The sequence below is a fragment of the Aromatoleum sp. genome (genome assembly GCF_036675785.1).
GTDB lineage: Bacteria > Pseudomonadota > Gammaproteobacteria > Burkholderiales > Rhodocyclaceae > Aromatoleum.
Genome location: NZ_JAKFEF010000029.1, coordinates 69,860 through 93,672, shown reverse-complemented (window position 1 = coordinate 93,672; position 23,813 = coordinate 69,860). Strand labels below are relative to the sequence as shown.

The window sequence follows — 23,813 nt, the reverse complement described above, 5'->3', positions numbered from 1 at the left end:
GCTTGCGAACGCATTGCTGGTGCATCGGTGCCGCGCGTGGCACGCGCAGCTCGCGGGCAGCGACGGCACGCCTCCGCCCGCGCGACTGCGGATCGTCGGCGCACTGTCGCTGGTGATCTGGCTGTCGGTGCTGCTGCTCGGGCGGCTGCTAGGTTTCCTGTGACGGCCGACTTCGCGCCGGCGGACGCTGTCGCCGCTGAGCCGGCTGACGGTGTTGCCGTTCGCGAGGCCGCTCGGTTTCCCGTGACCGTTCGGCGGTGCCTAGCGTACGTCGGGAGGCCCGGTGGCCGCCGCGACGGCATCACGTGACTGCAAGTCGACGCGACCGCGGAGAGTCACACTTCGACGACCACGGGGGAAACGTGTCGATTCACTGCCCGCTGTCGATTCCGTCCAGCGCCTCTGCGATCGCGTTCCGGTCGGTCGGCCGGACGAGGCGCGAAACCTCCTTGCCGTCGCGCATGAAGATGAGCGTCGGCCACAGCTTGACGCCGAACGAGCGCCCGAGCCGGCGCCCGCTGCCGTCCTCGATCTTGAGGTGGCGCACGTCCGGGTGCGCGGCGAAAGCCGACGCGATCGCCGGCTGCGCCGACCGGCAGTAGCCGCACCACGCGGTGCCAAACTCCACCACCGTCGGCCCGTCGAGCGCATCGACTGCGGCCCGCAACGGCTCGACCGTCGCGTAATCCGTGTTCATTCCCATGGGTCTTCTCACCGAGACTGTCCGCCCGATCACTCGTGCGGAGCGTTGCAGGGGGATCGCCGCGCGGTGCGCCGGCTTCGGGTCCGCGGCGCGCCGCGCTCCGCTCCCCCTGCGACACGGCGACGGCGCGCAGGTTCGGCCGCGCCCGTTCCCGTCAGCCCGCTGCCCCGACGTCGTACGGAACGACGTTCTCCTGTTCGTTCGGGTCGTTGCGCGCGACGATCGCGCGGGCCGGCAGGGTGTCGCTCAGGTTGCGCGCCTGGTGCGGCACGTCGGGCGGGATGAACAGGAAGTCACCGGCGTCGCTGACGATCGTTTCGGTCAGCCCGTCGCCGTAGCGCGTCTCGACGCGGCCTTCGAGGACATAGATGCCGGTCTCGTACGCGCGATGCCGGTGCGGCGCGGCGCTGCCGCCCGGCGGAATCACGACGAGGTGCATCGACAGCCCGCGGCTTCCGGCGGTCTCCGCGGAGATGCCGGTGAAGTACGGCAGGCGCTGCCGCGTGATGACTTCGCGCTCCGGTCGAATGCCGATGACGGTTTGCTTGCCGGCGGAATCAATGGACGACATAGGGACTCCAGGACGAACGGCGACAGGTGCGGCGCTTGCCGGCTTCGTCTAAACGTAGTCGGCCATCCGGGGGAAATCGAGCCGCAGCCGATGGCGTCCGGGCCGGCCGCGCGTGATCTGCAACCGGACCTGCCCCGCGCCGCTCTGCAGCGTCGCGGGGCCCGCGGCATGTGGACATGCAACGCGAAGCGGGAACTATCGCCCGCGGGTACGCGTCTTTCCTGCGGGCCGACGGACGAGCCGGCGGCGCGGCCGCAGCGTCGCGCCCGGGCTCGCGGCAATCGATCGACCCGGCGTTCAGTCGTTGTTCGCCGCAGCGCCCCCGGCGGCGTGCCCGCGGCGACGGGAAGATCCCCTCACAGACGGAGGCCCGCATGCGAGCGCAGCCCCAAGCCGCACCAAAGTTCCTGAACCTCTTCCAGATCCGTTTTCCGATCGGCGCGATCGCCTCGATCGGGCATCGCGTCTCCGGCGTCGTGCTGCTGATCCTGCTGCCGCTGCTCGCGATCGGGCTCGACGAGTCACTCGGCAGCGCGGAGGATTTCGACGCGCTGCGCGACAACCTGTCCGGCCCGTTGACGATGCTGCTGCTCGTGATCGTCGTCTGGGCGGCGGCGCATCACGTGCTCGCCGGCGTGCGCCACCTTTTGATGGACATCGGCATCGGCAGCCGGCTCGAGCAGGCGCGCACCAGCGCGTGGTCCGTCATCGTCGCGGCGCTGCTGATCGCGCTCGTCGCGGCGCTCACCGGAGCCCTGTCATGAGACTCTTCCTCGGCCAGCGCGCATGGATGCTGCAGCGGGTCACCGCGGTCGTGCTGCTGCTGTTCGTCGCAACGGGCGCGGCGACGTTCGTCGTCGGCCCCCCCATGACCTACGACCGCTGGTTCGCGCTCGCGACGAGTCCGCACGGCTCGGTGCTGATCGCGGTGCTGTTCGGCGCGCTGTGCCTGCACGGCTGGATCGGCCTGCGCGACATCGTGCTCGACTACGTCAAACCGCTGTGGGTGCGGCTACCGCTGCTGTCGCTCGTCGGCCTGCTGCTGATCGCGATCATGATCCGGGTCGTGCTGACGCTCGCCGCCCATATGACGATCGCCGGCTGACCGGCGCGGAGGACGACATGCGCATCTCGATCTACCGCTTCAACCCGGAAACCGACGACAAGCCGAGGATGCAGGACTACGACATCGCGCCCGAGAGCAGCGACAAGAAGCTGCTCGACGTGCTGATGCGGCTCAAGATGGTCGACGACACGCTGTCGTTCCGGCGCTCGTGCCGCGAAGGCGTGTGCGGCTCGGACGCGATGAACATCAACGGCCGCAACGGGCTCGCGTGCCTGAAATCGCTCGCCGAGCTCAAGGAGCCGATCGTGCTGCGCCCGCTGCCGGGCTTCCCGGTGATCCGCGACCTCGTCGTCGACATGACGCAGTTCTTCGCGCATTACCACTCGATCCGCCCCTACCTGATCAACGACGAGACGCCGCCCGAGCGCGAGCGCCTGCAGTCGCCCGAAGAGCGCGAGCGCCTGAACGGCCTGTACGAATGCATCCTGTGCGCGTGCTGCAGCGCGTTCTGCCCGTCGTACTGGTGGAATCCGGACAAGTTCATCGGCCCGGCCGGCCTGCTGCAGGCCTACCGCTTCATCTCCGACAGCCGCGACACCGCGACGCGCGAGCGGCTCGCCTACCTCGACGACGTCTATCGGCTGTACCGCTGCCGCACGATCATGAACTGCACCGAAGTCTGTCCGAAGCACCTCAGCCCCGCCCACGCGATCGAGCGCATCCGCCAGGCGCTCGTGCGCGACTCGGCGTAGCGCGGCCGGGCGGCGACGTGGCGGAAAAGCCGACAGGACGTACCGACCCGGTGCCGGGGGCGAATCGCCGCACCGAAGCGGCGCGTCAAGTAGAAGAGGACACGCTGCTCGACCGCCTCGCCGCGCAGCCGCTGTTCGCGGAGCTCGACGCGGCGGATCTCGAACGCCTCGCGCACGGCGCCCGCCTGCGGCGCTTCGCGTCGGGCGAGCCGCTGTGGTTCGCCGGCGAGCGCGCCGCCCACTTCGCGCTGATCACCGGGGGCGTCGTGCAGATCCGCCAGATGACGCCGACCGGCGAAGGCGTCGTCGTCGGGCTGTTCCGGGCTGGCGAGGCGGTCGGCCTGTCCGCCGCGCTCGAGCACGGAATCTTCCCGGCCGACGCGCTCGCGATCAGCGGGCAGGTCGAGGCGCTGTGGCTGCGCGCCGACGCGCTCGACGCGGCGCTGCTCGGCTCGGTCGCGATCGGCCTTGCGATCAACCGCGCGCTGCTGCAGCACACCGCAGCGCTGCGCGCGAAGATCGACATCGTCAGCGCGGGCTCGGTGCCGCGCCGCCTCGCCGCGCTGATCTCCTACCTGATCGAACGCTTCGGCCATCCGGCCGACGCCGACGCGATCGCAGTCGGCGTGAACCTGCACCGCGAGGAAATCGCCCAGCTCGTCAGCGCGCGCGTCGAAACCGTGATCCGCATCCTCAGCCGCTGGCAGAAGGCCGGCTGGCTGACGACGCGGCCCGAAGGCTTCGAGATCCGCCGCGCCGACATGCTGCAGCGGATCCTCGAGACGCCGGGCCACGCGGACTAGCGCGGCGCGCGGCGTCGCTATCGCTCGAGCAGCTTCAGCTTGTCCTTCACCTTCGCCCACACCCCCGCGTCTTCCGGCGCCGGCTTCACTTCGACGATCGGCTTCCACGTCTTCGCGAGTGTCGCGTTCAGCGCGATGAACTCGCGCTGGTCGTCGGGCACGTCGTCCTCGGCGTAGATCGCATCGACCGGACACTCGGCAACGCACAGGGTGCAGTCGATGCACTCCTCGGGGTCGATGACGAGGAAGTTGGCCCCCTCGCGGAACGCGTCGGTCGGGCAGACATCGACGCAATCGGTGTGCTTGCACTTGATGCAGGCTTCGGTCACTACGTAAGTCATCGTTCCATCTCCATCGGGTTTCGGGGGACCGCCGCGCGGGGCGGTCCGGCGCAGCAGAAGATTAGGGCCGGCGCGCGCGGCACCGAATGACAAAAATCATTTCGGCGCCGGGACGTGCTCCCTACGATGCAATCACGCAGTACAGCCTCGACGTCGAACACACGGCACGGGATGTCGAAGAACGAACGCAGGAGACGGTCATGTCCTCATATATCGCCAAGTGGCAAGCCGAGCACGCGAACTACCGCAAGCTGCTCGATCTCCTCGAAACCCAGACGCAGCTGTTCGCGAACGGCGAGCAGCCCGATTACGAGCTGATGTCGGACGTCATCTACTACATGACGCAGTTCCCGGACCGCTATCACCATCCGCGCGAAGACGTCGCGTTCGGGATGCTGCTCGACCGCGATCCGTTGGCGCGGCAGATCGTCGCCGACCTCGCGGCGCAGCACGAAGCGATCGCGCGGAGCGGCGCCGCGCTGCACGCGGACCTCAGCGCCGCGGCCGCCGGCGCGATGATGTCGCGCGCGACCATCGAAACCGACGTGCGCGACTACGTCAGCTTCCTGCGCCGGCACTTCGACCAGGAGGAGCGCGAGATCTTCCCGCGGCTGGCGATCTTCCTGACGAAAGCCGACTGGTTCATGGTCGCGTCCGCGATCCACCTCAACGCCGACCCGCTGTTCGGCGAGAGCGTCCAGGCGCGCTTCCAGTCGCTGCATCGTCACATCGCGCGTCACGCCGGATGCGGATGCGAAACGCCGAAGGAGACGGCCTGCTGCCTCGAATGACGGCTTGCCGTAACGGGCCGCGACGCCCGGGGCAGAGTCGGCCCGCACGCATCCGGGCGGTTCGGGACGCGGACGCTTCCCCGCGTCAGGCGTCTTCCGGCCGCTGGCAGACGATGCGGTCGCGGCCGCGCTGCTTGGCCTCGTACAGCGCCCGGTCCGCGCGCCGATAGACCGTCATCAGATCGTCGTCGCGGTCGGGATCGAAACAGGTCGCTCCGATGCTGACCGTGAAGGACAGGCAGACGAGCCCGTCCTGCACGCGGCATTCGCGGATGCTGTCGAGCAGCCGCTTGCCGAGTTCGCACGCGGCCGGGAGGTCGGTTTCGGGCAGCACGATGCCGAACTCCTCGCCGCCGAGCCGGCCGATTACGTCCGCCGCGCGCACGCCGCGCTCGAGCACTTGCGCGAACGCGCGCAGCACCGCGTCGCCGGCCGGATGGCCGTAAGTGTCGTTGATGGCCTTGAAGCGGTCGGCGTCGAGCACCATCAGCGTCAGCGGACGCCGATAACGACGCGCGATCGTCGTCAGTTGCTTCGCCCTCGACGTCCAGGCGCCGCGGTTCAGCGTCCCGGTCAAGGCATCGCGCGTCGCGAGCCGGTGCAGTTCGCGCTCGATCGCGCGGCGTCCGGAGATGTCGCGGACGATGCCGACATGCAGCCCGACCGCGTCCGCGGTTCTCCCGACCGTGATCTCGACGAAGAACTCGTGGCCATCCTTCGTGCGGCCGGTCAGTTCGGGCGCCGCCGCGTCGCCGTCGGCCGGCCCGCGCCCGGCGAGCGCCCGGTAATTCGGCAGCAACGCATCGAGTGTCATCGTCCCCGCTTCGGCCGCCCCGTAACCGAACATGCGCTCGGCCGCCTCGTTGAACTCGACGATGAGCCCCGCGTCGTCGAACACGATCACCGCGTCGGTCGCGGTGTTCATGAAGAGGCGCGCGCGGGCCTCGCTGACGCACAGCTCTTCGGTGCGCGTGGCGACCCGTTCCTCGAGCCTCGCATTCGCGTCGGCGAGCGCCCGCATCGCCTCCCGCCGCCGCCGCGTCTGGCTGAACGCGAAAACCGCGATCAGCCACAGCGCGAGGTTGCTGCTGACCGCGATCGCCACGTACTCCGCGCCGCTGTGCCGCCACGGCGCGAGGACCGTGCGCTCATCGACCGTCGCGACGGCGACGATCGGAAAGCGGGCGGAACTCGCGAACGCGCCGGCACCCGGCTCGTCGCCGAGGAATTCGCCGCTGCGGAAGTTTCCCTCCGGCGCGGCGGCGAGCAGGGACCTGAACAGCGCCGTCTTCGACCAGTCGCGCTCGTAGCAGTCCACGCTCTCGGACAGGCATGCGAGCAAGTCGCCGCTTTGCAGGAAGAGCCGCAGCGTGTAGCCGGCGGGCAGACGCTGGTCGACGAGCAGATGCGTCAGGCTGACCGGGTCGATCCCGGCGGCGGCGACGCCGAGAAAGCGCTTGTCCTCGTCTTCCACGCGCCGGCTGACCGGGATGAACGGCACACCGGTCGCCACACCGACGAGCCGCGGGCCGACATACAGCGGATTTTCCCGGCTGTCGAGATGCACCCGGAAATACCAGCGGTCCGTGAAATTGCGCCGGGACGGCGGCAGGTCGTGCGTACTCGCGGCGCGGTCGCCATTCTCGCGCGCGACGAGTATCCACTGCAGGCCCGCCGTGATCTGGTGGCGCCGCGTGAGCAGACGCGCGAGCTCCGCCTCCTCGCCGCGAAATCCGTCCCGCAGGGCGACCGCCTCACCGACGCCCGAGAGCGTGCGGTCATAGATGTCGATCAACTGCTCGGCGCGCACGAGCACGGTGTTGCTCGACCGCCGCAGCAGCGACTCCGCCTGCGCGATCACCTCGCGCCTCGCCTCGGCCGCGAGGTTATACAGCTGGACGTCGATCAACACGATGACCACGAGCACGACCGCGATCCACCGCCATGCGGACTTCATTCGCACGGTCTCCGGTGTTCACGCACCCGCCCGCGCCCGTCAGAGGGACGTTCCTGTCCTCGCATCCAGCCTCAATCGACGATCATTGTGGAAATTCCCGCAAGCAGGCTCGCAGCGGGCGGCCTTCGATCGGGCTGGGGCCGTTGCGGCGGCCATTCTCTTCGAGGCCCGGTCTCGACGGAAACGCGAACCCCAGCGCGCGGCAACCCGATTTTTAGATAGGTCGATAGTAATACTTCCGCGAGGTTCCCGTGATTGGACTCGAGTCCAATCCGTGATGTCGTTCCGGTTGTCCGTGCGGATGAGGAACATGACAGTCGCGGCGCACCGCGCCTGCCGTCCGGCGGCGCCTTCTGCGGTTCGGGCGGGATTTTTCCGGTATTCTCGCGCCGCTAGGGCAGCGGCTTGTCGTGGAACGTCCTACGTCGATTCGACCCCACCGGGGCCGACGCCGACCGCCCGCAATACCCGCGCCTCGGCCAGCGCCGGCGCGCACATCCCGATGAAGCGATACGCGAAGCCGCGCAGGTAATGGCCGCGGCGAACGGCGATGCGCGCGGTGTTTTCCGGAAACAGATGCGAGGTCTCCAGCTGCCGCACCCCGTCGTCGCGCCCCGGCTGGTAAGCGATGCTCGCGACGATCCCGACCCCGAGCCCGAGTTCGACGTAGGCCTTGATCACGTCCGCATCGAGGGCGGACATCACGATGTCGGGGGCGAGCCCCGCGTCGGCAAACGCCTTGTCGATGCGCGCGCGCCCGGTAAAACCTTCGTGATAGGTGATCACCGGATACGCGGCGATCGCGTCGAGCGTCAGCGGCCGCACATCCTCCAGCGGGTGGCCGGCCGGAACCAGCACCGCGTGATGCCACGAGTAATACGGAAACGACGCGAGCTCCGGGACGTCGGCGAGCGCCTCGGTCGCGACGCCGATGTCGGCCTCGCCGTCGAGCAGCATCTGCACGATCTCGTTCGGGCTGCCCTGGTGGAGCTTCAGATGCACCTTCGGATACGCCCGCTTGAACTCGGCGACGACGCGGGGCAGCGCGTAGCGCGCCTGCGTGTGCGTGGTGGCCACCGTCAGCCGGCCCTCGTCGCGGTTGCTGTATTGCTGCGCCAGCTGCTTGATGTTCGCGGCATCGAGCAGCATCCGCTCGACCATCACGACGAGTTCCTTGCCGGGGTCGGTCAGCCCGAGCAGCCGCTTGCCCTTGCGGACGAAGAGCTCGACGCCGAGCTCGTCTTCGAGGTCCTTGATGTGCTTCGACACGCCCGACTGGGACGTGAACAGCGCGTTGCCGACGTCCGTCAGGTTGAAATTTCGCCGCACCGTTTCGCGCACGATGCGCAATTGCTGGAAGTTCATGCTGTCGTCCCTGTCGCGCGCTTGCGATCCGCGGAAAGCGGGCGGCGATCCGGGCCGCTTCGCGCGCCTCGCCCCCGTTCCGCCGTCGATCCCGCCTTACTTCGTGAACATATTGTCGAACGCGCCGCCATCCGCGAAGTGAAGCTTCTGCACCCTCTGCCAGCCGCCCAGGTCGTCGATCGTGAAGGTCTTCACCTTCGGGAAGCGCGCGACGTCCTTTGGATCGGCCAGCTCGGGCTTCACCGGTCGGTAGTAATGGGCCGCGGCGATTCTCTGCCCGACGGGCGAATACAGATATTCGAGATAAGCCTTCGCAACCGCAGCCGTGCCACGCTTCTTCGCGACGCCGTCGACGACCGCCACCGGCGGCTCGGCGAGGATCGATATGGACGGCACGACGATTTCGAACTTGTCGGCACCGAACTCGCTCACCGACAGGAAGGCCTCGTTCTCCCACGCGAGCAGCACGTCGCCGAGTCCGCGCTGCACAAACGTGTTCGTCGCGCCGCGCGCCCCGGAATCGAGCACCGGCACGCGCTTGAAAAGCTCCGCGACAAACGCGCGCGCCTTGTACTCATCGCCGCCCGGCTTATTCAACGCGTAGCCGTACGCAGCAAGATAATTCCACCGCGCCCCGCCCGAAGTCTTGGGGTTCGGCGTAATGATCTTCACCTCCGGCTTGAGCAGATCCTCCCAATCCCCGATCCCCTTCGGATTGCCCTTGCGGACCAGGAACACGACCGTCGAGGTATACGGCGCGCTGTTGTGCGGCAAACGCTTCTGCCAGTCGGCCGGAATCTTCCCGGTCTTCTCGCCGATCGCATCGATGTCGTAAGCGAGCGCCAGCGTCACCACATCGGCCTCCAGCCCATCAATCACCGCCCGCGCCTGCTTCCCCGCCCCGCCGTGCGACTGCTTGACCGTCACCTCCTCCCCGGTCTTCGCCTTCCAGTGTTTGACGAACTCACGGTTGAATGACTGATATAGTTCGCGCGTCGGGTCGTAGGAGACGTTGAGCAGGGTCGTTTCGGCCTGCGCGGCCGCAACGACCCCGGCGAAAAGTACCGCGGCGAACAGCGGGCGGCGCTGGGTCTTGAATCTCATTGAAATTCTCCCTGAATGTCTGTCGCTGGACAGCGGACAGGGGGAATCTACCGATCGGGATTGGGAGCCGGAACGAAGAAAAAATGGATTGCTTATTCGGGGCGGGGGCGCCGCTGTGAATGCGAGGGGGGGTCGAAAAACCCGGGGCGATTCAAGCCGAGATGCCTCACGGAACTCTCAACCGGGTCGATCTGATTTGCCTTTACCGTGCGGACGATCAGTCACCGATTCTTCCGACGTTTCTCGATACGGCCCGCAGCTTCCGTTCGCGCGCGGAAAACGAACAGCTCACCGTGACCGCCGCGCGGTCGGGCGATGCTAATACGTTCAGTTCATTGCACCTGCTCGAACTGCTCGCGCAGGCTCTCCACGGTGTCCCGCTCCCCGCGCACATGGAAGAAAGCGCCCTCGTCGTCCGCCCGCTCCTCCAGCACCTCGCAGTTCGCATAAATATCCTTGCGCCATTGCTGTGCCGACCAGGGAAGGAAAAGTTCGGCCGCGACAAGGTCCTGCTGGAAAAACGCGACGATCCGCTGACGCAGCGTCGCGACGTCGTCCGGGCGACGCGCACTCATCACGACACAGTCCGGGTACTGCGCTCGCAATGCCGCTTCGCGTTCGGCTTGCGCCTCGGCATCGCCGACGTGGTCGATCTTGTTGAAGACGCGCAGGCGCGGCAGCACATCGGCGCCGATTTCCCCAAGCACGTGGTCCGTGACCTCGCGCTGGCGCTCGAATCCGGGATCGCTGGCGTCAATGACGTGGAGCAACAGCGATGCATCCAGCGCTTCATCGAGCGTCGACTTGAATGACGCGACGAGCCCGTGCGGCAAGTTCTTGATGAAACCGACCGTGTCGCTGACGAGCACCCGCGGGACGCTCTCCGGGTGGAGGACCCGCACGGTGGTGTCGAGGGTCGCGAAAAGTTTGTTGGCGACCAGCACCTCACTGCCGGTGAGCGCGCGCATCAAGGTGGACTTGCCGGCGTTCGTGTAGCCAACCAGCGCGACGCTCGCGAGACCCTGACGCCCTTGCCGACGCGCGCGCTGCGTCTTGCGCTCGGCCTCCATCGCACCGATTTCCTCCTGCAGTTCGGCGATGCGGTCCCGCACTTTGCGTCGGTCGAGCTCGGTGTGCGACTCTCCGGCGCCTCGGCCGCCGGTGCCGCTGCGCTGCCGTCCTTGCGGCCCCGCGAGCTTCGCCGCCTCGCGCAGGCGCGGAGCCATGTAGCCGAGGCGGGCGATCTCGACCTGTGCGCGTGCTGCGCGGGAGCGCGCGTTGCGATGGAAGATTTCGAGGATCACCATCGTGCGGTCCATCACCTCGCAGCCGACCTCCAGCTCGAGGTGGCGCGCCTGCGAGGGCGAAATCTCGTGGTCGATCAGTATCGCGTCGATCTCGTGGGCCTTGCCGTTGACGACGCCGCCGCCATTGACGAACTCGTGGATCTCCTGCCGCTTGCCGGTCCCGAGGTAGGCGGTCGTGTCGAAGCCGGAACGCTTCTGGATGAAGGTGTGGACGACCGTCAGCCCCAATGTTTTCGCAAGTTCGCGTAGCTCGGTCAGTGACGCCTCGAACTCGACATCGCTCACGTTCGGCAGTTGTACGGCCGCCACGACGGCGTATGTGGGCTTTCCCTGGACTTCGCTTTGCATTAGGAGATTGCGTCTCGTGAGTGGGCGAAGCCCGGATAGTACACTTCGACGACGGCCGATTCGCTCCGGACATCGCCAAAGCACGTATTCTTGCGCCCATCCCGATTCGGTCGAGCTCCGCAGTGCGGTCCCCGCGCGCGTTCTTTTCCCTATCCACCCGCAACCGCAACCCCCTACCAGAGCCCTAATTTCATGATCACCCTCAAGGACGTCACCCTTCGCCGTGGCGCCAAGGTGCTGCTCGACAGGACCTCCGTCATCCTCAACCCCGGCGAAAAGGTGGGCCTGGTCGGGCGCAACGGTGCCGGCAAGTCCTCGCTGTTCGGCCTGCTCAACGGCACGCTGCATGAAGATGCAGGCGACTTTCACATGCCGGCGACCTGGCGCATGGCCCAGGTCGCGCAGGACATGCCGGAAACCAGCCAATCGGCGACCGACTTCGTGATCGAGGGCGATACCGCCCTGCTCGCCGCGCAGCAGGAAGTGGCGGCGGCCGAAGCCAGCGACGACGGCGAACGCATGGCCTACGCCTACATGGCCCTGCACGACGCCGGCGCGCACGACGCCCAGGCGCGTTCCCAGGCGCTGATCCTCGGACTCGGCTTCAAGACCACCGAACTGTGCAACCCGGTGAACAGCTTCTCCGGCGGCTGGCGGATGCGCCTGCAACTGGCCCGCGCGCTGATGTGCCCATCCGACCTGCTGCTCCTCGACGAACCGACCAACCACCTCGACCTCGACGCCCTCGTCTGGCTCGAAGCCTGGCTCAAGCGCTACGCGGGCACCCTGGTGGTCATCAGCCACGACCGTGAATTCCTCGACGCCATCACCGACGTCACGGTGCACATCGACAACCACAAGCTGACGCGCTACGGCGGCAACTACTCCACCTTCGAGGACACGCGCGCGCTGCAGCTCGAATTGCAGCAGAACGCCTACGCCAAGCAGCAGGAAAAGATCGCCCACCTGCAGAAATTCATCGCCCGCTTCAAGGCCAAGGCCAGCAAGGCCAAACAGGCCCAGAGCCGCGTCAAGGCGCTCGACCGCATGGACAGGCTCGCGCCGGTGCTCGCCAGTGCCGACTTCACCTTCGAGTTCAAGGAACCCCTCAACCTGCCCAACCCCATGCTGGCGATGGAAGACGCCTGCTTCGGCTATCCGCCGCCGGAAGGCGCCCCCGCCGATACGCCGCCGACGGTGATCGTGCGTGGCGTGAACAAGTCGGTGATGGCCGGGGAGCGCATCGGCATCCTCGGCGCCAACGGCCGGGGCAAGTCCACGCTGGTGAAGACCATCGCCCGCGATCTCGCCCCCACCAGCGGCATCGTCACCGAGGGCAAGGGGCTGCGCATCGGCTATTTCGCCCAGCAGGAAATGGACGTGCTCCGCCCGCAGGACAATCCGCTCGAACACATGGTGCGCATGGCCCGCGAAGGCCTGCCCGCCGGCCAGAGCGGTCGCGAGCAGGATCTGCGCACCTTCCTCGGCACCTTCAATTTCAGCGGCGACATGGTCCAGCAGCCGGTGGGCACCATGAGCGGCGGCGAAAAGGCGCGGCTCGTCCTGTGCATGCTCGTCTGGCAGCGCCCCAACCTGCTGTTGCTGGATGAACCGACCAACCACCTCGACCTGGCTACCCGCGAAGCGCTGGCCATGGCGCTCAACGAATTCGAAGGCACGGTGATGCTGGTCTCCCACGACCGGGCCTTGCTGCGCTCGGTGTGCGACGAGTTCTGGCTCGTGGCACGCGGCGGCGTCACACCCTTCGACGGCGATCTGGACGATTACCAGCAATACCTGCTCGACGAAGCCCGCCGCGCGCGCGAAGAGCTCAAGGCCTCACTCAAGAGCCCGAAGCATGCGCCCGCGCCGGCACCGGTCGCGGCCAACCGGATCAGCCCCGAGAAGCTCAAGAGCCTCAAGCGCGACCTGGGCAAGCTGGAGCAGACGATCCTGGAAGTCCAGGCGCGCAGGCACGCGACCGAAGCCCGTCTGGCCGGCTCGCCCTCGGTGCAGCAACTTGCCGAACTGGGAAAAGAGTTGCAGCAGATCGACGAAACCCTGAACGCCCACGAGGACAGCTGGCTGCAGCTTTCCGAGGAGATCGAAGCGGCAAGCCAGGGCTGAAGCCGCGAAGCGGCGATTCGGCGATATCGACTCCCGCCATGCGCGCGCGCCGCGCGGCATCTTCGGCGCGCGCCGCCTCGATGACCTGCGTGACCTCGTTCAGGTCGGCGAGCTTCTCGTCATGCTTGAAATGCCCGGTCAGTTCGACGTCCGGGAGCAGGCTGCCGGACTCGCAGTGCGACCCGATTTCCTTGCCGTAATCGGTCGCAAGAAGCTCCGGCGCGAACTGGCCGAAGTAGGCGGCGAGGTTGTCGACGTCCCGCTCCAGCACGTGGGTGGCGTTGTTGTTGGCCCCCGCGTCGATCGCCTGCGGCAGGTCGATGCTCACCGCCACGCGTCGGGGCCGAGCCCGTCCATTGACTTAGAATCCACTCGTGACATCGAATGAAATGAACGAAGCCCCAGCGGACGACGAAGCGGCCCCCGTGAAAGAACCGCGCCTGTGGCGCGACGACGGCTGGACCGCCCGCGTCACCAAGAACATGGATGACGAGGGATGGGCCGTCGAAATGATCAAGGATGGCGAGCCCGAGCCCGCCTTGGTCGGCCCCTGGACGATGGGGCGCGACAAGAAGAACCCGAAGCCCCTCGACGCCTCTGCCTTCAACACTCTGGTCAAGACCGCGTCGGAAGTCCTGCGCCGCCATGAGCAACAGCTGCATGCGACGCTTCACAAAAAGCTCACCGTGAACACGAAGTCCGGCCCGGTCCGCGTCACACTCGACATCGTTGTCGACGAATACGATCCCCATGCCCTGCTGGCGGCCTACGACGCTGCGGGCGAAGAACTGGCCCGGCTGCGCGTGGATGCGGGATTCACACTGACAGCGGCCAGCGCGCAGGCATGGCTCGAGGGTAGTTAAGCGTCCGCGGGCCGCCCCCTGGCGCTGGGGACGGGACTCGAACCTGCAAGCTTGGCTCAGCCACTGATACTACGAAGCTTGCGGTGGCGAAATCTCTCCTGTCGAGCGCGTTTCAGGAGCGAGTTCATCGAGCTATCGAAGACGACTACCTGTGAGCCGGCGCAAACTCTTCAGGTAATTGGTTCTGGATGAGTGTTCCTATCGTTTCCAACAAGGCGTCGAACATGGTCTTCTCACATGGAATCAGCGGTGCAGCAGCGCCGGTGCGTAGGTTTTCGCGAAGAACGCCAGCGTGATGCAGGAGGTGGCAAGCAGCGTGATGGCGCGGATGATGCCCGGCGGCGCGCGGCGCCCGACACGCGCGCCACCGTATCCACCAACGATTGCGCCCACCAGCATGGTCAGTGTTTCGGGCCAGCGCACCGCGTCGGCCGCGATGAAGGCGAGTACAGCCACTACATTGGCCGCACTGACCAGCAGCGTGCGCGGCGCGTTGAGGTGCTTCAGGTCACAGTTGTCGAGCAGTCCCCACATCGCAATCATCATGATTCCGACCGCGCCGCCAAAGTAGCCTCCGTAGATGCCAAGCGCGAACTGGACGGCCAGTATCGCGTGTGCGTGAATGTGCCAGCGTGCGCGTAATGCCTCACCGATGCGTCGCCCGAATGCGAGCGCAATGGAAGCCACTAACAGCAACCACGGCAGCACGAAAGTGAACGCTGCGGATGACGTCCGTAGCAATAGCAGCGCCCCGACCAAGCCGCCGCACAGCGTCGTCGCCAGCAGCGCGCGCAGTGACACGGCACCGAACGGTCGCAGTCCATCGCGGTATGCCCAAGCGCTGGCCAGCCCACCGGGAAACAGCGCGACCGTGCTGGAAGTATTCGCCTGAACCGGAGGCACGCCCGCCGCGATCAGCGCCGGCAAACTGACGAATGAGCCACCCCCCGCCAGCGCATTCATCGCGCCAGCTACCATCCCTGCAGAAAAAACCAGAATCGTCGTGTCCACGGAAACGATATTAGGCAGCGGAAAGCACTCTCACAATCTGGCAATTCCGGTGCTAGGCTTCGTATTCTCCGAATGCAAGAAACCATATCCATGCGCTTCGACCTGACCGATATGCGCCTTTTCCTGACCGTGGTGGAATGCGGCAGCCTCACACAAGGTGCCCGCACGGTACATCTGGCACTGGCGTCAGTCAGCGAACGCATTGCCGGCATGGAAGCGGCATTGGGCACACCGCTGCTGGAACGCAATCGCCGTGGCGTGCGCACCACTGCCGCAGGCGAGGCGTTGGTACGGCATGCCCGCTCGATACTGGGCCAGGTCGAACAGATGCGCGGTGAACTGCGGACCTACGCAACGGGCCTGAAAGGCCGCGTCCGGTTGCTCTCAAACACCGCCGCCATGGTGGCGTTCCTGCCCCCACAGCTTTGCCGATTCCTGGCAGACCATCGCGACCTGTCGATCGACCTGGAAGAGAGGCCCAGTGCGGAGATCGTTCAGGCTCTAATGGACAGGCGTGCCGATCTGGGCATCGTCGCGGACATCACCGATCTTGGCATGCTGCAGACGCACCTGATCGCCAGTGACCGACTCGTCGTGGTCGCCAGCCGTGCTCATCGCTTGGCCCGCCAGTCGAACGTGGCCTTTGCCGATATCCTCGATGAGCCAATCGTGGGCATGGCAGACACGGCGCTCGAAACGCATCTCGCGGAACGCGCATCGCGCATGGGGCGCCAGCTCGACTACCGCATCCAGTTGCGCAATACCGAACATGTGGCCATGCACGTCGAAGCAGGTATCGGCATTTCGATCCTCTCCGACGCACTGGCCAGGGCACTGCGCCGCGACCTTGCCATCCTGCCGCTGTCGGAAGCCTGGGCCACACGGCAGCTCTATCTCTGTACGCGCGACTTCTCCGCACTGACTCCACACGCTGACCTGCTTGCGCAGCAACTGCTGCAGCGTGTGCCATAGACGTCCTTCAGCAGGAAATTTCGGCTGCGTGAAATAACGATTTTCGCATTCAACTCTGCGCAGACGTTATTCGTCAGCTTATCGGAAAGGCCGATGTCCACTCAGGGCGGCTACGGCGTTCGACCAGAAACCACTGGACAGCCGTTTTGGACTAATCCATCCATGTGCACTCGCTTCGCGGTTGGTTGGTGCTTGGACGACCGCTCAACCCGAAAGCGGTCACAGCCATGTGACAGCCTGAGGACGGCACCCGACCCGTACCTGCCGGTCCCGCTGTTCCAGAACGGCCATTCGGCTGAACACTACGCAAAGCAAAAGCGGCCGTTCGTGGCCCCAGGTTGTACAGGACATCCAACAAGAATCAGCGATATCGAAGCGCTTCCACAAACGCCGAAAAAGCAGGGGAAGTTTGCCGTCTGTTCGGGTAGTACAAGTGGAAGCCCTGGAAATACGGGCACCAGTCCGACAGGATTTCTTTGAGCCGCCCATCGGCCAGATAAGGCGCGGCCAGCGCTTCGGGGACGTAGGCCACCCCAATTCCATCGACGGCAGCATTCAGTACATGAACGATGCTGTTGAAGACGAGTTGCCCTTCGCACTTGACCGTAAAGGCTTGGCCGTCCTTCTCGAACTCCCACGCGTAAATCGCACCCGATGGTCGGTGCCGGATGTTGATGCACGCGTGCTCGGTCAGCTCGTGCGGGGTCCTGGGCGGCGAGCAGCGTTCGAGATAGGCGGGAGCACCCACCACGGCCAAACGCCAGTCAGGACTGATACGAACCGCGATCATGTCCTTGCTGATCGCCTCGCCCAGCCGTATGCCTGCGTCAAACCGCTCTTCGACGATATTGGTGAATCCGTTGTCGACAAAGACCTCCAGCGTGATGTCGGGGTAGCGCTTCAGGAATCCGGACAGCATCGGTCTCAGGTACAGCTCGATGGTGTCGTCGGTGCAGGTGATCCGGATCGTTCCTGCGGGTTTGTCGCGCAGTTCTCCTAGTGCTTCCACTTCTGCTGCGATCTGATCGAAAAGCGGAGCGACCGAGCGCATCAGTCGTTCCCCGGCTTCCGTCGGAGCCACATTGCGGGTCGTACGTGCCAGCAGGCGCACGCCGAGCCGCTCCTCGAGCGCCCGGACCGTATGGCTCAGGGCCGACGGGGTGACACCCAGCCTGGCAGCCGCCTTGGTGAAGCTCCGGTCTCGCGCCACCGCCAGGAAAGCTTGCAGGTCGTCGACTCTGGTATGGGCCATTGATGAATTTCTCTCACAACTACATGGACATTGTAATGATTTATAGATGGTTCTTGTCTCTGCAGAATTGCCAGCCATGAAGAAGACGAGCGCCGCGACGCCGGGGCCCCGTTTCGACCCACCGATTGGCCATCAAGAGGAGTACCGAGCATGAGCACACTGACCGAGAACAGCCGCCAAGGTGCAGAAGCACTGTCCGGCCCGGCTTCCGAGCGACGTGAATTCCTGAAGACGGCCGGCACCGGCGTCGCCGCGCTGAGCGTCCTGTCGATCACCGGAAGCACCGCGTTCGCTGCGGGTTCGCCAACGAAGGGGAACGCCCCCGACGACGCCAGCAATTTTTACAAGAGCGACCGGGTGACTGCGCAGAAGGTGAGCTTCAAGAACCAATACAGCATGCAGGTCGCGGGCAATCTCGTTGCGCCCAAGAACCTGGATCGGAATGGCCGGGCGCCGGCAATCATCGTCGGCCACCCGATGGGGGCGGTGAAGGAGCAGAGCTCCATGCTCTACGCGCAGAAGCTCGCTGAGCAGGGCTTCGTCACGCTCGCGATCGATCTGCCGTTCTGGGGTGAAAGCGAGGGGCAGCCGCGCAACCTGGTCGCACCAGAAATGTATACCGAAGCGTTCAGTGCGGCCGTCGACTATCTCGGCACGCACGATTTCATCGCCCGTGACCGTATCGGCGTGCTCGGTATCTGCGGCAGCGGCGGCTTCGCCATCAATGCCGCCAAGATGGACCCGCGCCTGCGAGCGATTGCAACGGTCAGCATGTACGACATGGGCGCGGTGACTCGCAATGGATTGAATAACTCGCTGACCTTGGCGCAGCGCAAAGCCTTGCTCGCGAAGGCGGCCGAGCAACGCTATGCGGAGTTCTCCACCGGGGACAAGCCGTTTCTGAACTATTTGCCCGCGCAGCCTGATGCCAATATCGATCCCGTGACGCGTGAATTCTGGGACTTCTACCGCACGCCGCGTGGCATCCATATCCCGGAAGGCAGAACGCTGGAGCTGACGCAGAACCGCATGCTGACGAGCGAAGTGAGGTTTGTGAACTTCTATCCGTTCAACGATATCGAGACGATTTCCCCGCGTCCGTTGCTCTTCATCACCGGCGACCAGGCGCATTCCAGGGAGTTCAGCGAAGACGCCTACAAGCGTGCCGCGGAGCCGAAAGAGCTCTACTACGTTCCCGGTGCCGGGCATGGGGATCTGTACGACCGCATGAACCTGATTCCCTGGGACAAGCTGAACGCGTTCTTCACCAAGCATCTGGGATAAGCGAAGGATTCCATGACCACTCGAGTATGTGACGGCCCGGTGGACGAGGTCCTCGCCCACCCTGAGCCCCGCGAGCAATCCGCCTTCTGGGGCGGCGTCTTCGCGATGACACTGTGCGTCTTTGCGCTGATCGCCTCGGAGTTCATGCCCGTCAGCCTGCTGACGCCGATGGCCGCCGACCTGGGCGTCAGCGAGGGGATGGCGGGATACAGCATGGCCATATCCGGAGTCTTTGCAGTGCTGACCAGCCTTTCCATCTCGACGCTCGCGGGCACGATGAACCGCGCTGCTGATGATGACCGGGCTGATGGGCGTATCGGGTCTGGTCGTCGGGGCGGCGCCCAATTATGAGACCTACATGATCGGCCGTGCGCTGATCGGTGTGGTGGTGGGCGGCTTCTGGTCCATGTCGGCGGCGGTGGCGATGCGGCTGGTGCCTTTGCACGAGGTGCCCAAGGCGCTGGCCATCTTCAACGGCGGCAATGCTCTAGCGACGGTGGTGGCCGCGCCGCTGGGAAGCTATCTTGGTGCCATTGTCGGCTGGCGCGGGACCTTCTTCTGCCTCGTTCCCGTGGCGCTCATCGCCCTCGCGTGGCAATGGATCAGCCTGCCGTCGATGAAGGTCGACCGACGCGCAGCGGGCTCGTCAAACGTCTTCAAGCTGTTCAGGAACCCATTGGTCACCCTGGGCATGCTCGCGGTCGGCACCTTCTTCATGGGGCAGTTTGCGCTGTTCACCTATGTGCGCCCGTTCCTGGAAACCGTGACCCAAGTGGACGTCCCGACGCTGTCGATGATGTTGCTGGTGCTCGGCATCGCCGGCTTTGTCGGCACGACGATGATCGGCGCCCTCTTGAAGAGAGGCATGTACCGCACGCTGGTGGTGATCCCGCTGTTGATGGCAGCCATCGCACTGGCCTTGATCGCCTTCGGCGCTTCGGTGGCGGTGGTCTTCGTGCTGCTGGGACTGTGGGGCCTGGTGGCGACGGCCGCGCCGGTCGGCTGGTGGTCGTGGCTCGCCAAAGCGCTGCCGAAGGACGCCGAAGCCGGCGGCGGGCTGATGGTGGCAATGATTCAGCTTTGTATCGCTTTGGGCTCCACCCTCGGCGGCATGCTGTTCGATGGCAGCGGCTATCAAAGCACCTTCGGGACGAGCGCCGCCTTGCTGGTCGCTGCCGCCATCCTGGCCTCGCTGACGGGACGTGCGGAGCCATTGCGCTCAGCCTGACTCCCCTGACTCCAACCATTGGGAAATGTCCATGAACCGTAACATCGCGCCCGTGCCGCTGGAGCAAGCCTATCTCCTGATCAACCACGGGCCGGCGACGCTGGTATCCGCCCGCCACGGGGGCGTGAGCAACGTGATGGCCGCAAGCTGGGTGTGAGGTCTGGATCTGGCGCCACCCAGGCTCACGGTGGTGCTGGGCAAGGAGGCCAAGACCCGTGAACTGGCCGAGAAGAGCGGCACCTTCGTCATCCAGGTGCCGACGGCTGCGCAACTGGAGCTGACGTATCGGGTCGGACATCGCAGCCTGGCCGATGACCCGGACAAGCTCCGGCATTGCGGCGTCGAACTGCAACCCATTGGCGACGTGGATCTACCCTTCGTTGCCGGATGCTCGGCCTGCTGGTCTGCAGAATCATTCCCGAGCCACATAACGAGGAGCGCTACGACCTCTTCATCGGCGAGGTGGTTGGTGCCTGGGCTGACACGCGCGCGTTCCGCAACGGGCGTTGGCGCTTTGAAACCGCAGACCCGGCCTGGCGCAGTCTGCATTACATCGCGGGCGGGCGTTTTTACGCGATTGGCGAGGCACGCGATGTGGTGGATGAGGACGTCGTCACCGCAGTCTGATCGAACGCTTCTTCAATCGCATCAGATGTTTCCGCTGTGTCGCCAAGCACGACGACAAGCTCGCAGCTGCATTCACATGCGCACCAAGAGCTCGGCGAGCTTCTGGTGCATCTCGGCACGGGGCAACTGCACGTGGCCACCATGCCCGGGCAGCACCCACTCGAAGTCGTAGTCCAGCAGGCGCTTCATCGATTCCTTCTGCACGTCCCAGGAGTACCAGCAGGCATCCCGGTAGGCGATCAGCCGCTGGCGCTCGGGATTCCACGCGAGAGAATCGCCGGTAAAAAGGTAAGTATCTTCCAGCAGATAGGCGACGCTGCCCTTGGTGTGCCCCGGCAGGGGAACGGCCACCAGGCCCTCGCGAATCGTGACCGGCGCCTCGCCCCGAATCAGATGGGTCGCATATGGGACATCGTCGGCGTCGTCCGCGTGAATCCAGACCCGGCTCGAGTAGCGGTCGGCATAGCGACCCGCATCCGCCACATCGTCCTGATGGCTCAGGAGAATGTCGCCGATCCCGCCCCACTCCTCGAACCGTTTGAGGAGCTGCGGAGCAAAACGCGGCGAATCGACGAGAAGATTGCCTTCGGGTCGCAGCACTAGGTAGGAATGGGCGCCGAAGGACGAACGGGCGTTGAATCCACAGCGGAAGACACCGGCCGCCAGTGCCTGGGGGAAGAGCCCCTCGGGCGGAGCCTGCGGGTGTTCGCGCCGAATCGAAGCGGTCGGGCACAACAGGGCGGCACGCCAGGCCGCCGTCTGCTCTTCCTCGCTCGCCGGCTGCCGAGCGAAGATCGACAGGCCATTGCGTTCGACGATGAGACCTGGCGCGACGTCGCGCGACGCCGCGCAGTCGATGCAGCGGGTATCGATATACCACTCGCCGGGAGCGGAATCCGGGTTGCGCTTGATCGACTTGGCCATCGGTTCTCGCGAGAGAAACGGAATTGAAATTAGACCGGACGTTCTGAACTTCAATTCCGAGATCGCTGCGCTTCGACTAGCGCTGCGAAGGCCGCCGAGGAATGGCGCTGGCTCGGATATGTGATCTCCTTACCGCACGGAAGCTTGTAGTGTCTCCTCCTTCACGGCCCGGGGGAGTTTTCAGCCATCGTGTCTCCACCGGCCGGACAGGTTACTAAGCGGTCGTTTTGCAGACTGCATCCATTCCATAACCCCAGCGGCAGCTTCGGAGAAGTTCAGTTGGACGACTGGCTGCTTCGGAGCAGACGCCATGTAGGGCGGCTTCTGGCCGCAATCGGTCCCGCTCGTGCTTTCCCCGACCGACCGTTCCCGCCGCAAGCGCGAAGCCCGAAGCCCGAAGCCGCGAAAGCCGGGCGTTGTTGCCCCAATTCCGGACACCGCAGGGACCCCTCGTCGTGGGGCCCCCGCGGATCTCGTCACCTCGTCGTGACGACCACCTCCGCATATTCGGCAGGCACCACCAGCGACGCCGGCCCCGCGACGTTCAGCCGTTCCAGCAGCGCCAGAATGTCCGCTTCCAGCTTCGCCTGGCCGGTGCCGTCCAGTGCGGCGAACGCCTTGTGCGTCGGCCCGTAGTAGTCGCGGAAGATCTGCACCCAGTGTGCGGGTGAGGCGTAGCGGAAGTTGAAGTGCTTGCGCTCGAAGCGGATGTCGGCGGCCTGGTCGCCGAACAGCTCCCCGATGTGGGTCGCGGTCCCCCACAGCGCGGGGGACTTGAGCCCGGCGGGCGGCGGGAGGTGGGCGCCGACGACCTTGAATAGCTGGCCGATGAAGCCTTCCGGGGTCCAGTTCGCCATGCCGATCCGGCCGCCGGGGCGGACGACGCGCAGCATCTCGTCGGCCGTGCGTTTCTGCCGCGGCGCGAACATTGCGCCGAAGGTCGACATCAGGACGTCGAAGCTGTTGTCGGCGAACGGCAGCTCTTCGACGTCCGCGACCCGATAGACCACGTTGAGCCCCTCGGCCTTGGCGCGGGTGGCGCCCTTCGTGAGCAGCGCCGGTACGTAGTCGGTGGAGGTGACGTGCGCAAAGCGGCGCGCCGCGGCGAGCGTCGCGTTGCCGTTGCCGGCGGCCACATCGAGCACGTGCTCGCCGGCTTTGACGTCGACGGCTTCCGCGAGGGTTTCGCCGACGATCTGCAGGGTGACGCCGATCACGGCGAAGTCGCCGCTCGCCCACGTGGTCTGCTGCTTCGACTTGATCGCGGCGAAGTCAGGTTCGGCGGGAGCAGCGGTGGTGGTCGCGGCGGTCATGGGACGGGTTTCGGTAGTGGTGTTCATGGCTTTCGTCGGGACGCCTCCCGGTCGCGCAATGCTGTCGATCCAGCGCAACCTTTACAGCGGCCACTCCTGTTCAAAAGGGTTGATGACGTGTGATCGGGTCGGTTCGAGCTTCGTCAATTGATGATCGGTGCGAGCGCGGCGCCGATGCGGGCGTACTGGGGCTTGGTGATCAGGCCGCCGAGGATCTTCTGGAAGCGCTCGTTCTCGACGCCCGACACGATGTATTGCCAGCGGTAGGCGCCCAACAGGGTCTCGCGCAGCTGCCGCACCTGCGCCGCGTCGAGCGTCCTGCCGCAGACGCCGAGGAAGTAATCGGCATCCGCCGCGGCCTGTCTTTGCAACATGCCGTCGACCGCCGCCACCAGGGCGATGAGATCGTCGACGGCTGCATCGCGCTCGTCCGGGGTCAGCTTCGCGTCCTCGCGCTGCCACTCCAGCTCGTCGAGAATCGCGTGCTGCGATTCTTCCTTCCAGTGGAACAGGAAGACGTCCTTCCACAGGTCGGACAGCGCCGCGTCGGGCTCGATGCTCTGGCGGTAATGGACGAGCGTGAAGAGCTCGATGTGGCAGGTCAGGCCGAGCACCGCCCAGGTCGACTTGCTCAGCACGACGTTGGCGACTTCGTTCGGCTTCGGCATGAAGGAGTAGCCGGCTGGCATTCCCTCGGCGACCATCGACTCGATTCGGCGGAACAGCTCCTGGTGCTTCAGTTCCTCCTCGGTGAAACGCACCAGCGCCTCGAGCACGGTCTGGTCGCCGAGCGAGTGCTCGCGGCTGATTTCGAGCATCTTCGCGCCGATGTAGCGCTCGACCAGTCCGAACATATTGGCGTAGGTGCGGCCCTGAATCTGGCTCACCAGCCGCTTCTCGGCGGCGTCGAGGAAGGGCAGGCGCCCGATCATCGAGAGTCCGTCGGGCAGGAATTTCTTCGACACGTCGAAGCTGCGGCCGCGGATCACGTCCTGCTCGATGTCCCAGCGGATGCGCTTGGATACTTCGATGCATGACGCGTAACGGTCGCTGCTGGGTGTCTGCTGCATGGTTTGCATGTGTGTCTCCTTGGGGTGGGAATCA

At 65.6% G+C, this 23,813-nt stretch carries 25 protein-coding genes and 2 pseudogenes; 14 read left to right on the top strand and 13 right to left on the bottom strand.

Going from position 1 to position 23,813, the window contains the following annotated elements; all coding sequences use genetic code 11:
• Positions 1–370 precede the first annotated feature (370 nt).
• Positions 371–697, bottom strand: coding sequence for a thioredoxin family protein (locus V6M37_RS08565; RefSeq protein ID WP_332672318.1), 327 nt, complete (start codon positions 695–697; stop codon positions 371–373).
• Positions 698–857: 160 nt separating this feature from the next.
• Positions 858–1,274 carry a cupin domain-containing protein gene (locus V6M37_RS08560; protein ID WP_332672316.1) on the bottom strand — a complete coding sequence of 139 codons (417 nt, stop codon included), beginning with the start codon at positions 1,272–1,274 and terminating at the stop codon, positions 858–860.
• Positions 1,275–1,648: 374 nt separating this feature from the next.
• Here V6M37_RS08560 and sdhC point away from each other — a divergent pair, with 374 nt between their 5' ends.
• The 4 genes from sdhC to V6M37_RS08540 are packed head-to-tail and all read left to right on the top strand — an operon-like array spanning position 1,649 to position 3,895.
• Complete coding sequence (sdhC, locus tag V6M37_RS08555) at positions 1,649–2,038, top strand: succinate dehydrogenase, cytochrome b556 subunit (RefSeq protein WP_332672315.1); 390 nt, start codon at positions 1,649–1,651, stop codon at positions 2,036–2,038.
• Positions 2,035–2,379: a succinate dehydrogenase, hydrophobic membrane anchor protein gene (gene sdhD, locus V6M37_RS08550; protein ID WP_332672314.1), complete on the top strand. Its 345-nt coding sequence runs from the start codon at positions 2,035–2,037 to the stop codon at positions 2,377–2,379. Before sdhC ends, sdhD begins: the two co-directional genes overlap by 4 nt.
• A 17-nt stretch (positions 2,380–2,396) precedes the next feature.
• On the top strand, positions 2,397–3,092 hold the full coding sequence (locus V6M37_RS08545; RefSeq protein ID WP_332672313.1) for a succinate dehydrogenase iron-sulfur subunit: 696 nt from the start codon (positions 2,397–2,399) through the stop codon (positions 3,090–3,092).
• A gap of 50 nt (positions 3,093–3,142) precedes the next feature.
• Positions 3,143–3,895 carry a Crp/Fnr family transcriptional regulator gene (locus tag V6M37_RS08540; protein WP_332672311.1) on the top strand — a complete coding sequence of 251 codons (753 nt, stop codon included), beginning with the start codon at positions 3,143–3,145 and terminating at the stop codon, positions 3,893–3,895.
• A 17-nt stretch (positions 3,896–3,912) separates the two neighbouring features.
• Here the strand turns inward: V6M37_RS08540 and fdxA are convergent, their stop codons facing one another.
• The gene (fdxA, locus tag V6M37_RS08535; protein WP_332672310.1) at positions 3,913–4,236 is read right to left on the bottom strand and encodes a ferredoxin FdxA; all 324 of its coding nucleotides are present in this window, start codon (positions 4,234–4,236) and stop codon (positions 3,913–3,915) included.
• Positions 4,237–4,436: 200 nt separating this feature from the next.
• On the opposite strand from fdxA, the gene V6M37_RS08530 reads away from it, so the two are divergent.
• Positions 4,437–5,027 carry a hemerythrin domain-containing protein gene (locus V6M37_RS08530; RefSeq protein WP_332672308.1) on the top strand — a complete coding sequence of 197 codons (591 nt, stop codon included), beginning with the start codon at positions 4,437–4,439 and terminating at the stop codon, positions 5,025–5,027.
• Positions 5,028–5,112: 85 nt separating this feature from the next.
• On the opposite strand, the gene V6M37_RS08525 is transcribed toward V6M37_RS08530, so the two are convergent.
• The 4 genes from V6M37_RS08525 to hflX all read right to left on the bottom strand — a co-directional run bounded on the left by V6M37_RS08525 (position 5,113) and on the right by hflX (position 11,108).
• Complete coding sequence (locus tag V6M37_RS08525; protein WP_332672306.1) at positions 5,113–6,984, bottom strand: diguanylate cyclase; 1,872 nt, start codon at positions 6,982–6,984, stop codon at positions 5,113–5,115.
• 420 nt (positions 6,985–7,404) lie between these two features.
• Positions 7,405–8,349: a CysB family HTH-type transcriptional regulator gene (locus V6M37_RS08520; protein ID WP_332672304.1), complete on the bottom strand. Its 945-nt coding sequence runs from the start codon at positions 8,347–8,349 to the stop codon at positions 7,405–7,407.
• Between the two features lie 96 nt (positions 8,350–8,445).
• Positions 8,446–9,453: a sulfate ABC transporter substrate-binding protein gene (locus tag V6M37_RS08515; protein ID WP_332672302.1), complete on the bottom strand. Its 1,008-nt coding sequence runs from the start codon at positions 9,451–9,453 to the stop codon at positions 8,446–8,448.
• Positions 9,454–9,785: 332 nt separating this feature from the next.
• The gene (gene hflX, locus V6M37_RS08510; protein WP_332672300.1) at positions 9,786–11,108 is read right to left on the bottom strand and encodes a GTPase HflX; all 1,323 of its coding nucleotides are present in this window, start codon (positions 11,106–11,108) and stop codon (positions 9,786–9,788) included.
• Positions 11,109–11,300: 192 nt separating this feature from the next.
• On the opposite strand from hflX, the gene V6M37_RS08505 reads away from it, so the two are divergent.
• Positions 11,301–13,235, top strand: a complete 1,935-nt coding sequence (locus tag V6M37_RS08505; protein WP_332672298.1) for an ABC-F family ATP-binding cassette domain-containing protein — start codon at positions 11,301–11,303, stop codon at positions 13,233–13,235.
• Between the two features lie 265 nt (positions 13,236–13,500).
• Here the strand turns inward: V6M37_RS08505 and V6M37_RS08500 are convergent.
• Positions 13,501–13,563: pseudogene (locus tag V6M37_RS08500) on the bottom strand (hypothetical protein); the annotation flags it as partial.
• A 61-nt stretch (positions 13,564–13,624) separates the two neighbouring features.
• Between V6M37_RS08500 and V6M37_RS08495 the strand changes: the two are divergent.
• Positions 13,625–14,098 carry a hypothetical protein gene (locus V6M37_RS08495; protein WP_332672296.1) on the top strand — a complete coding sequence of 158 codons (474 nt, stop codon included), beginning with the start codon at positions 13,625–13,627 and terminating at the stop codon, positions 14,096–14,098.
• A gap of 243 nt (positions 14,099–14,341) precedes the next feature.
• Here V6M37_RS08495 and V6M37_RS08490 read toward each other — a convergent pair whose 3' ends face one another.
• Positions 14,342–15,109, bottom strand: a complete 768-nt coding sequence (locus tag V6M37_RS08490; protein ID WP_332672295.1) for a sulfite exporter TauE/SafE family protein — start codon at positions 15,107–15,109, stop codon at positions 14,342–14,344.
• A gap of 90 nt (positions 15,110–15,199) precedes the next feature.
• Here V6M37_RS08490 and V6M37_RS08485 point away from each other — a divergent pair, with 90 nt between their 5' ends.
• Positions 15,200–16,081: a LysR substrate-binding domain-containing protein gene (locus V6M37_RS08485; protein ID WP_332672294.1), complete on the top strand. Its 882-nt coding sequence runs from the start codon at positions 15,200–15,202 to the stop codon at positions 16,079–16,081.
• A 361-nt stretch (positions 16,082–16,442) separates the two neighbouring features.
• Here V6M37_RS08485 and V6M37_RS08480 read toward each other — a convergent pair whose 3' ends face one another.
• Positions 16,443–17,333, bottom strand: a complete 891-nt coding sequence (locus V6M37_RS08480; RefSeq protein WP_332672292.1) for a LysR family transcriptional regulator — start codon at positions 17,331–17,333, stop codon at positions 16,443–16,445.
• Between the two features lie 150 nt (positions 17,334–17,483).
• On the opposite strand from V6M37_RS08480, the gene V6M37_RS08475 reads away from it, so the two are divergent.
• From V6M37_RS08475 to V6M37_RS08450, 6 genes and pseudogenes are all read left to right on the top strand, one after another.
• Positions 17,484–18,617: an alpha/beta hydrolase gene (locus tag V6M37_RS08475; protein WP_332672290.1), complete on the top strand. Its 1,134-nt coding sequence runs from the start codon at positions 17,484–17,486 to the stop codon at positions 18,615–18,617.
• Positions 18,618–18,629: 12 nt separating this feature from the next.
• The gene (locus V6M37_RS08470; RefSeq protein ID WP_332672289.1) at positions 18,630–18,968 is read left to right on the top strand and encodes a hypothetical protein; all 339 of its coding nucleotides are present in this window, start codon (positions 18,630–18,632) and stop codon (positions 18,966–18,968) included.
• Entirely contained in the window at positions 18,910–19,845 is a 936-nt protein-coding gene (locus V6M37_RS08465) for an MFS transporter (RefSeq protein ID WP_332672288.1), read from the top strand. The genes V6M37_RS08470 and V6M37_RS08465 overlap by 59 nt, the downstream gene beginning before the upstream one ends.
• A 31-nt stretch (positions 19,846–19,876) precedes the next feature.
• Complete coding sequence (locus tag V6M37_RS08460) at positions 19,877–20,002, top strand: hypothetical protein (RefSeq protein WP_332672287.1); 126 nt, start codon at positions 19,877–19,879, stop codon at positions 20,000–20,002.
• A 30-nt stretch (positions 20,003–20,032) separates the two neighbouring features.
• Positions 20,033–20,182, top strand: a pseudogene (locus V6M37_RS08455) (hypothetical protein); the annotation flags it as partial.
• Positions 20,183–20,232: 50 nt separating this feature from the next.
• Entirely contained in the window at positions 20,233–20,472 is a 240-nt protein-coding gene (locus V6M37_RS08450) for a hypothetical protein (RefSeq protein ID WP_332672320.1), read from the top strand.
• A gap of 72 nt (positions 20,473–20,544) precedes the next feature.
• Here the strand turns inward: V6M37_RS08450 and V6M37_RS08445 are convergent, their stop codons facing one another.
• The 3 genes from V6M37_RS08445 to V6M37_RS08435 all read right to left on the bottom strand — a co-directional run bounded on the left by V6M37_RS08445 (position 20,545) and on the right by V6M37_RS08435 (position 23,788).
• Positions 20,545–21,396, bottom strand: a complete 852-nt coding sequence (locus tag V6M37_RS08445) for an MBL fold metallo-hydrolase (protein ID WP_332672285.1) — start codon at positions 21,394–21,396, stop codon at positions 20,545–20,547.
• 476 nt (positions 21,397–21,872) lie between these two features.
• Positions 21,873–22,709, bottom strand: coding sequence for a class I SAM-dependent methyltransferase (locus tag V6M37_RS08440; protein WP_332672283.1), 837 nt, complete (start codon positions 22,707–22,709; stop codon positions 21,873–21,875).
• Between the two features lie 143 nt (positions 22,710–22,852).
• Positions 22,853–23,788, bottom strand: coding sequence for a hypothetical protein (locus V6M37_RS08435; protein WP_332672281.1), 936 nt, complete (start codon positions 23,786–23,788; stop codon positions 22,853–22,855).
• Positions 23,789–23,813 lie beyond the last annotated feature (25 nt).

What these genes read in the sequence shown, in the direction of transcription:
- V6M37_RS08565 (WP_332672318.1), bottom strand. Translation starts at nt 697, where the DNA reads ATGAACACGGATTACGCGACGGTCGAGCCGTTGCGGGCCGCAGTCGAT.
- V6M37_RS08560 (WP_332672316.1), bottom strand. Translation starts at nt 1,274, where the DNA reads ATGTCGTCCATTGATTCCGCCGGCAAGCAAACCGTCATCGGCATTCGA.
- sdhC (WP_332672315.1), top strand. Translation starts at nt 1,649, where the DNA reads ATGCGAGCGCAGCCCCAAGCCGCACCAAAGTTCCTGAACCTCTTCCAG.
- sdhD (WP_332672314.1), top strand. Translation starts at nt 2,035, where the DNA reads ATGAGACTCTTCCTCGGCCAGCGCGCATGGATGCTGCAGCGGGTCACC.
- V6M37_RS08545 (WP_332672313.1), top strand. Translation starts at nt 2,397, where the DNA reads ATGCGCATCTCGATCTACCGCTTCAACCCGGAAACCGACGACAAGCCG.
- fdxA (WP_332672310.1), bottom strand. Translation starts at nt 4,236, where the DNA reads ATGACTTACGTAGTGACCGAAGCCTGCATCAAGTGCAAGCACACCGAT.
- V6M37_RS08530 (WP_332672308.1), top strand. Translation starts at nt 4,437, where the DNA reads ATGTCCTCATATATCGCCAAGTGGCAAGCCGAGCACGCGAACTACCGC.
- V6M37_RS08525 (WP_332672306.1), bottom strand. Translation starts at nt 6,984, where the DNA reads ATGAAGTCCGCATGGCGGTGGATCGCGGTCGTGCTCGTGGTCATCGTG.
- V6M37_RS08520 (WP_332672304.1), bottom strand. Translation starts at nt 8,349, where the DNA reads ATGAACTTCCAGCAATTGCGCATCGTGCGCGAAACGGTGCGGCGAAAT.
- V6M37_RS08515 (WP_332672302.1), bottom strand. Translation starts at nt 9,453, where the DNA reads ATGAGATTCAAGACCCAGCGCCGCCCGCTGTTCGCCGCGGTACTTTTC.
- hflX (WP_332672300.1), bottom strand. Translation starts at nt 11,108, where the DNA reads ATGCAAAGCGAAGTCCAGGGAAAGCCCACATACGCCGTCGTGGCGGCC.
- V6M37_RS08505 (WP_332672298.1), top strand. Translation starts at nt 11,301, where the DNA reads ATGATCACCCTCAAGGACGTCACCCTTCGCCGTGGCGCCAAGGTGCTG.
- V6M37_RS08495 (WP_332672296.1), top strand. Translation starts at nt 13,625, where the DNA reads ATGAACGAAGCCCCAGCGGACGACGAAGCGGCCCCCGTGAAAGAACCG.
- V6M37_RS08485 (WP_332672294.1), top strand. Translation starts at nt 15,200, where the DNA reads ATGCGCTTCGACCTGACCGATATGCGCCTTTTCCTGACCGTGGTGGAA.
- V6M37_RS08480 (WP_332672292.1), bottom strand. Translation starts at nt 17,333, where the DNA reads ATGGCCCATACCAGAGTCGACGACCTGCAAGCTTTCCTGGCGGTGGCG.
- V6M37_RS08475 (WP_332672290.1), top strand. Translation starts at nt 17,484, where the DNA reads ATGAGCACACTGACCGAGAACAGCCGCCAAGGTGCAGAAGCACTGTCC.
- V6M37_RS08470 (WP_332672289.1), top strand. Translation starts at nt 18,630, where the DNA reads ATGACCACTCGAGTATGTGACGGCCCGGTGGACGAGGTCCTCGCCCAC.
- V6M37_RS08465 (WP_332672288.1), top strand. Translation starts at nt 18,910, where the DNA reads ATGATGACCGGGCTGATGGGCGTATCGGGTCTGGTCGTCGGGGCGGCG.
- V6M37_RS08460 (WP_332672287.1), top strand. Translation starts at nt 19,877, where the DNA reads ATGAACCGTAACATCGCGCCCGTGCCGCTGGAGCAAGCCTATCTCCTG.
- V6M37_RS08450 (WP_332672320.1), top strand. Translation starts at nt 20,233, where the DNA reads ATGCTCGGCCTGCTGGTCTGCAGAATCATTCCCGAGCCACATAACGAG.
- V6M37_RS08445 (WP_332672285.1), bottom strand. Translation starts at nt 21,396, where the DNA reads ATGGCCAAGTCGATCAAGCGCAACCCGGATTCCGCTCCCGGCGAGTGG.
- V6M37_RS08440 (WP_332672283.1), bottom strand. Translation starts at nt 22,709, where the DNA reads ATGACCGCCGCGACCACCACCGCTGCTCCCGCCGAACCTGACTTCGCC.
- V6M37_RS08435 (WP_332672281.1), bottom strand. Translation starts at nt 23,788, where the DNA reads ATGCAAACCATGCAGCAGACACCCAGCAGCGACCGTTACGCGTCATGC.